The 6,917-nt window shown below is 67.3% G+C and carries 7 protein-coding genes; 5 read left to right on the forward strand and 2 right to left on the reverse strand.

Going from position 1 to position 6,917, the window contains the following annotated elements; translation table 11 throughout:
- Window positions 1-224 precede the first annotated feature (224 nt).
- On the reverse strand, window positions 225-1,682 hold the full coding sequence (locus ACFYP5_RS29250; protein WP_389041593.1) for an FG-GAP and VCBS repeat-containing protein: 1,458 nt from the start codon (window positions 1,680-1,682) through the stop codon (window positions 225-227).
- Between the two features lie 561 nt (window positions 1,683-2,243).
- Between ACFYP5_RS29250 and ACFYP5_RS29255 the strand changes: the two genes are divergently transcribed.
- The 3 genes from ACFYP5_RS29255 (at window position 2,244) to ACFYP5_RS29265 (ending at window position 5,028) form a co-directional block, all read left to right on the forward strand.
- Window positions 2,244-3,335: a PP2C family protein-serine/threonine phosphatase gene (locus tag ACFYP5_RS29255; RefSeq protein WP_389041595.1), complete on the forward strand. Its 1,092-nt coding sequence runs from the start codon at window positions 2,244-2,246 to the stop codon at window positions 3,333-3,335.
- A 525-nt stretch (window positions 3,336-3,860) separates the two neighbouring features.
- Entirely contained in the window at window positions 3,861-4,406 is a 546-nt protein-coding gene (locus ACFYP5_RS29260; RefSeq protein ID WP_389041597.1) for a hypothetical protein, read from the forward strand.
- 433 nt (window positions 4,407-4,839) lie between these two features.
- Window positions 4,840-5,028, forward strand: a complete 189-nt coding sequence (locus tag ACFYP5_RS29265; protein WP_389041599.1) for a hypothetical protein — start codon at window positions 4,840-4,842, stop codon at window positions 5,026-5,028.
- 171 nt (window positions 5,029-5,199) lie between these two features.
- Here ACFYP5_RS29265 and ACFYP5_RS29270 read toward each other — a convergent pair whose 3' ends face one another.
- Complete coding sequence (locus tag ACFYP5_RS29270; RefSeq protein WP_389041601.1) at window positions 5,200-5,604, reverse strand: hypothetical protein; 405 nt, start codon at window positions 5,602-5,604, stop codon at window positions 5,200-5,202.
- A gap of 471 nt (window positions 5,605-6,075) precedes the next feature.
- Between ACFYP5_RS29270 and ACFYP5_RS29275 the strand changes: the two genes are divergently transcribed.
- Both ACFYP5_RS29275 and ACFYP5_RS29280 read left to right on the forward strand, forming a co-directional pair.
- A complete protein-coding gene (locus tag ACFYP5_RS29275; protein ID WP_389041603.1) occupies window positions 6,076-6,747 on the forward strand; it encodes a DUF4097 family beta strand repeat-containing protein in 672 nt (223 codons plus the stop codon).
- Between the two features lie 15 nt (window positions 6,748-6,762).
- A partial coding sequence (locus tag ACFYP5_RS29280) for an ATP-binding cassette domain-containing protein (protein WP_389041617.1) occupies window positions 6,763-6,917 on the forward strand: 155 nt, incomplete at its 3' end.

The following is a 6,917-nucleotide window of genomic DNA, read 5'->3' on the forward strand; positions in this document are numbered from 1 at the left end:
CGCCGCGGTCATCACTGCCAGAGGGAACGGCACCCCGGAAAACTCGCCCCACCTCACCCCTGAAGCGGATGTCGCAGGTTTGAGTCCTGCCGGGGCCCCAGAGCGAAGGGCCCGGACCGATCACGCTCTGGGGCCGGTGGAGAACAGCTCGGTGTCACATGAGCGGCCGGTCCCGCCGACCAGGCAGGGGACCGGCCGTCATCTGCCGGGATGCACTCCCCTGATCAGTGGGGGAAAGGACCGCTGACCTGGGTGTACGGCAGCTTGAGCGAGATCACGGTGTACGACTTCGAGCCGGTGCCGGTAGTCCCGGACGTCGAGCCCTTCAGCATGTGGACAAGGCCCGACCGGGTGTTGTCCAGCCAGTCGTTCGTGTCCACCATGAGGTCGGCGCGACCATCCCGGGTGTAGTCGGTGAGCTTGAGGTTTCGTCCGAAGTAGTCGTCGTCCTCCACGCCGCCCGCGATACCGGAGGTGCTCTGGTCGTACGCCTTGGCTCCGCTGCCGGACAAACCCCCCGCACGCCCGAGCAGCACCGTGACCATGCCGGCCTGGCGCTTGCCCGCCAAGTCCTCGCCGGGGGCCCCGATGGCGAGGTCCGCGTATCCGTCGCCGTTGACGTCGCCGGCGGCGACGGCGGCGCCGAAGTAGTCCTCGTTCTCCGAAGCGCCGGGTACGCCCGCCGTGTCCTGAGTGAACTTCACCGGCTTGCGTGCCGTGTTCGGCCCGGCGGAGCCGCCGTACTGGACTGTGACGTAGCCCCGTTCCCCGTCCGGCACCTCGTAACCGCGGCCGATGGCGAGGTCGCCGTAGCCATCCTTGTCGAAGTCGCCGATGGTGGTTATGGGACCGCCGCCGATCTGGTGGCCGGCGTCGTCGGGCACGCGTATCTCGCCCGCGCGCCGGGTGAAATCGCTGCCTCCGCGGTGGAAGTAGGCCCGCAGGTCCACGTCGTCGTAGCCGCCCTGGAGATCGCTGCCAAGGATGTACAGGTCGGTGGCGGCATCCGCGGTGACCCGGCCTGCCACCAGCTGGGAGGCGTTCAGATAGCCGTAGCCGTCGCCGAGGGACTGCCAGCCGCCGCGTCCGCCGGTGCGGGTGAAGGGGCCCTTGAGCAGGACGACACCAGCCCGGCTGCCGCTGAGAGCGGTGAGGTCCTGGTCACCGTCGCCGTCGAAGTCGCCGGCCACGACGTCCAGCCCGAACCCGTCGCCCTGGCCCGGGTGCTCCGGCGCGACGGGCGAGTGGAAGACGGTGCCGGAGCCGAGGCCCTTGGCACCGCCCCATACGACGGTCAGCCCCCCGCGGCCCTGGATGTCGCCGACGTCCTCGCCCGGTGAGGCGACGACGAGGTCGGCGTAGCCGTCGCGGTCCAGGTCGGCGCTGGTGGCGGCGAATCCCCAATCGTCACCCTGCTCCACCGCGCCGGGTATGCCGGGCGAGTCCTGGTGGATGGTCTGGACTCGCGTGCCGGGGCCGGTCGACGTGCCGTAGACGACGGTGACCCTGCCGTCCTTGCCGTGCGACCCGCCGAGCATGACGAAGTCACGGTAGCCGTCACCATTGAAGTCGTCGGCCAGCTTGGCGGGAGCCGCGACCGCCGAGGGGGCAGCGAGGAGCGGGCTGCAAACCGCTGCCGCGAGCGCCGCGGCAGTGGCGAGGACGGTACGTGTGACGCGCATGGTTCTCCGTTGTCCGATAGCGGGCGGTGGCGCTTGAACGGCGATCTTCAGACCGGTACGGATGCCCAATGGTTGTACGTCAATGACGGGCGTGGTCGCTGTGCGGCGGCGTCAGCGGTCTGCAGGGCCGTCTCCGGGTTGTCCGAGGTCGCTCAGCAGTAATCGGCAATGCCCAATGACGACTGCTCAGGCAGACGTGGCGAAGCCCCGGAGCTGCAGGAACGCAGGCCCCCGAGAGTGCGGCCGAAACGTGGCGAGCGTCGTGGGCTCCCCTCCCGACCACCTCCGACCCAGGCGGAGCCGAGCAGCCGCGGCCCAGGGCGTCAAGATCGTTCGTACGGTGGCGCCCCCCATCTTGACGCGCTGAACCACGCCCGCTCCGGGTGTGTGGGCTCCTGCGACCGGTCGTGGTGAACCTTTCGACGCGAGTCGCAATGGCGTACTCCGCTTGGGTAGTAGCCCCCCGCGTGGGCCGGAACACGGCGTAGGCGAGTCGGGTGACGTGGGGAGTAGATGGTTAGCCTGAGCTGACCAGGAGCCCAGCAACGTCAGGGGTTACACGTGGCAAGGCTGGGAGCGTGGAAGTGGTTGGGGAAGCGGGGCCGCCTGCTGCCGGCCATCCTGCTTCTCATTGCCGTAGTGATTGATCTCAGCACGCCTCGCACCGTCAGCGCTGCAGCCCTCTATGCTGCCGCGATCTTGTCGGCCGCTCCACTGCTGTCTCTGCGGGGCACCGTCCTCACCGGGGTGTTCGCGCTCCTCATCGACTGGATGATGTTCTGGTATTTCGGCTATCGCCGGAGTGCGATCGCGATCAGCGAGCTGATCATGGTTGCGACGGTGACCGGGATCGCGGGCTTCCTCAATCGCATCTTGTACCACCGGAAAATGCAGCTGGAGTCCGTACGTGACATCGCTGCGGCTGTTCAGCATGCTGTCCTGCCACACCCTCCGGGCAGAATCGGTCCGCTGCGCTTTGCCGCACGTTACGAGGCTGCCCAGGCGGATGCGCAGATCGGCGGGGACCTCTACCTGGTGGTCGACACTCCGTTCGGCGTGCGCTGTGTGATCGGTGATGTGCGTGGCAAGGGGATAGGGGCAGTCAGGGCAGTCGCGCTCAGTATCGGGACTTTTCGGGAGGCGGCCCTGCACGAGCCCACCTTGACCGGTCTCGTGGGACGGCTGGAGCAGGCCCTCGTCCTCGAGGCTCAGCAATCAGGGATCCTGACCGAACTCGAAGGGTTCGTCACAGGCGTATTGGTCGAGTTCCCCCGGCGGGGAAACGAAGTTCGGTTGGTCAACCGCGGCCACCCGGCGCCCCTGCTCATCGTGGGAGACACGGTGCAGTACGTCGAGCCCGGTAGGCGAAGTTTGCCCCTGGGCCTGGGGGCCCTCGACGCCGCCCCTGAGTGCGTCGACACGATGACGTTCCCCGAGGGGGCCACTCTGCTGCTCTACACCGACGGACTCATCGAAGCCCGGGACGAGACGGGTACCTTTTACGACCCTGTCGGCAAGTGCACGGGGCGTCGCCATGCCGGCCCGGATGCTCTTCTTGACGCTCTGATCGCCGACCACTGCCGGCACACCGGCGGCCGGAGAACTGATGACATAGCGCTGCTGGCCATCACCCATGCACCCAACAACCCGTGACCGACGAGCGTCCGCCGGCACAACGGTGGACGACAGCGGACCGCGTCGTGCTGGGCGGACGCTACCGGGCCTTGGCCGAAGGGCCTTTGGGCGGCCCTCAGACCGGCATACGCGTATACCTGCCGGGGGCAGTTCCACATGACTGGCGCACTCGCCGCCTCAATCAGGTCTCACGGCTCAAGCCAACGACCGGTGAGCGGGCGGACGACCGAAGCTACGTCCCGTCGTGCCCGACGTGTGCCCGGTCGAGCGACGAGGATGAAGCGACCGGCAGACCGCCGAACGGGGTCGGGGCGGACGGGACTTCTGAGGCCACTGTGACGGTTGCTGAAGCTCCTGCGCTTCCTCAGTGAGGCTTTGATTGCCTCTCAAGAGATTGCGTTTCATCCGACTTGACCCTCAAGGGCGCATGTGTCGCGTGCTTGGTCGGTCGAGATCAAAATACTCCTTTGGGAGAAACCTTGACGAGAAGCACCATGCCGAGACGAATACTGGCCCGACGCCCAGCCGGGGGATCCGGAACTGGTGTTCAGCGGGACCGACAACGGGACCGAGAAATGGTGTGACGCCAACTCCGGCTCCTTCACCATCGAGCACATCGCGTTCGGCCGCTACGGCTACGTCCGTGAACTCGATGCCACCTTCGAGCAGTACTGCAACGGGTCGACGGTGCCTCTGCGCGGTGCGGTTCACGCGGTCATGCCCGAACCTCCGGTTGAACTCGCCATGGGGATGGACGTCGCCCCCGAGGGCGCGGTGAACGTCTCGGATGGTCGGATCACCGTCGGCGGCACCGTGACGTGCAACAAGCCTGCGAGCGTCTCGCTCGTCGGCCAGGTCTTCCAGGTCCAGAAGAAGGGGACGCCGGGCGCGTCCTATGAGACCACCGTGGCCTGCACCCCGGGCGCGCCCGTCCCATGGTCCGTCAGCCTCACCAGCCAGGAACCTGGCACCTCGTTCCACCCCGGCACCGCGACGATGCGCAGCAGGGCCCGGGCAGACGACCGGGACTACCCGGTGACCGTCGACACCGGACAAGAGGAGTCACAGGTCACGCTTTCCAAGGCCTGACCATGGCTGCAGGATCAGCTGAATCGCGGAGCCGCGCGAGGACCGGTGTGACCACAGCCGCTCTGTATAGAGCTACGGACCAGAAGTTCCCCGTGCCGTACCCGTGCCAGATCCAGCGGGGACTCACAGGAACCGCGGCTGCTGACGGTGGCCGAAGCCAGTAGCCGTCGAAGTCGGCATCCCACAGGTCGGGCCCAACCCGTCCCACGCCGCTCCTGAACCGGTGTAGCCGGACCTGGCGTCCAGGTACGTTCACGCAGAGGGGGTGCGCCCTCCACCTTGACGCGCTGACCATGCCCCCTCCACGGTGTGTGGGCCGAAGGCGGCCGGGATGGGAGCTGGGGTGAGCGGCGGGTTGGGGTGAGCCATTGAGCCCGCCTGACCGGCCTCGATGTACGGGCCGATAGGTCATCGCGGCAAAGGGGGAACACGGGTGAGCCGAAGACGGTACGTGGCCAGAGGGGTCCCAGGTGGCTATCGCATCTGGGACAACAAGGGGCGCCGATGGTGGGGCGACCACTACGAACTCTGTCCTGATGATCTCCTGACCGAACTGAACGGCGCCGCCGACCATGTGAAGATCACAGCTCTTCTCAGGCGATACAGGGCCCAGAAGCGCTGAGTCGCGCCCGCTGCGCACCCGACACAGCGGCTTTCCAGGGGGACCAAGGGAATCCACGGGGAATCAGCCAGGACCGAGCAGGTCAGCGGCCTGCCGGGTCATCGGCATGCCGCGTACCGGGTTTTCCGAACTGCTGCTCCAAAGCCCTCGCGCCGGCGCTTGACCGAGCCATCAACACCGGCTCGGGGGGCCTTCTCGTTTCACAGAGGCGATCACGACGGATACGACGGCGGTCACGACGAGGCTCCCCACCATGACCATCCCTACGCCGACCATGAAGAGGCCGCTGGAGTCGTCCGACCAGTCGTAATAGGCGGCAATGGTCAGGCCGGCCGTGATGCCGAGCACAGCACCTGCGATGTAGCGCCGGGATGCCGCCCAGTACACCATCGCCAGCAGAGTCACGACGAGCCCGATCACCTGCCACGCCTCGTACGGGCCGGTCGTCGAACCATCAGGTTGCACGTCACGATGTTGGTCCCAGCCCAGCCAGGCAGCCCACACCCCTGGCGTCACCACAGCCAGCACGAGGACCGCCAACAGTTGGGGAACGAGTTTCAGTGGTCGTTGTCGCATGGCCCAAGCGTTCCGGCTCGCACCGTGGCCGACCTGAGCGCAAGTACTCAACTCCGCCCGAGTATTTGGTCGACATCTGGTGTCGGTCGGGCTTCGGAAGCTGCCGTCCCACGCGCATCGGATCCCACCCCCGCTGGAGTGGGGCCTGCGCGAGGCGGAGCAGGTTGTCCACGGGCGTTGACTAGCACACAACGCCGCACGCGCGGGCACACCACAGAGCTTCCCCGCGGCGGCTTCCGAGTGAGTGGCAGGTCGAGATCTTCGTGCCTCTTGACGCCTGCTCATAGCGTTCACTTTTGATCCATTGCAACGCATGAGTAGCCGTCGTTGCGTTAGCCTTGCGCGCCGTTGCAACGATTTCCCGGCCTTCACCAGCACTGATGGCGATTATGCGCAACAACCCTATTGAAGGACTCTTGAACGCAACGTAGCTTTTCCATCATCGGAAACACCGAACCGAAGGAGAGCACGATGCAGAAGTTCGACACCGCCGCCCCGATCTCCGCCGTCCTCGACGTCCCCGCGGGACGCATCCGGTTCATTGCCGCCGACCGGGCCGACACCGCGGTCGAGGTCCGGCCGGCGGACGCCTCGAAGGGCCGCGACGTGAAGGCGGCGGAGCAGATCTCGGTCCAATACGGAGACGGCGTCCTGCGGGTCGAGGCCGCACCGGCGAAGAACCGGATCCTCGGTAACTCCGGATCCGTCGAGGTGACCATCCAGCTGCCCGTAGGCTCCCGCATCGAGGCCAAGGCGGCCAGCGCCGAGTTCCGGGGGGTCGGACGGCTCGGCGACGTCGCTTTCGAGGGCGCGCAGGGCTCGGTCAAGCTCGACGAGACCGCGAGCGCCCGCCTCACCCTCCTCGCCGGTGACGTCTCGGTCGGCCGCCTGGGCGGCCCCGCGGAGATCAGCACCCAGAAGGGCGACATCCGGATCGCGGAGGCCGTGGGCGGCACGGTCGTGCTGCACACCGAGGCCGGTGAGGTGTCGGTCGGCGCCGCCCGCGGGGTCTCCGCCTCCCTGGACGCCGGCACCGCCTACGGCCGGATCCACAACGCACTCAAGAACACCGACGGCGCCGCCGCCGGCCTGAACATCCGCGCGACCACCGCCTACGGCGACATCGTCGCCCGCAGCCTCTGAAAAGGAGCCCCACTCATGACCAACCCGGCCATCGCGGCGAACGGGCTGCGCAAGTCCTACGGCGACAAGGTCGTGCTCGACGGCATCGACCTGACCGTCCCCGAAGGCACGATCTTCTCCCTGCTCGGGCCGAACGGCGCCGGCAAGACCACCGTCGTGAATATCCTCTC

The sequence above is a fragment of the Streptomyces sp. NPDC005262 genome (assembly GCF_042872425.1).
In the GTDB taxonomy this organism is placed as follows: domain Bacteria; phylum Actinomycetota; class Actinomycetes; order Streptomycetales; family Streptomycetaceae; genus Streptomyces.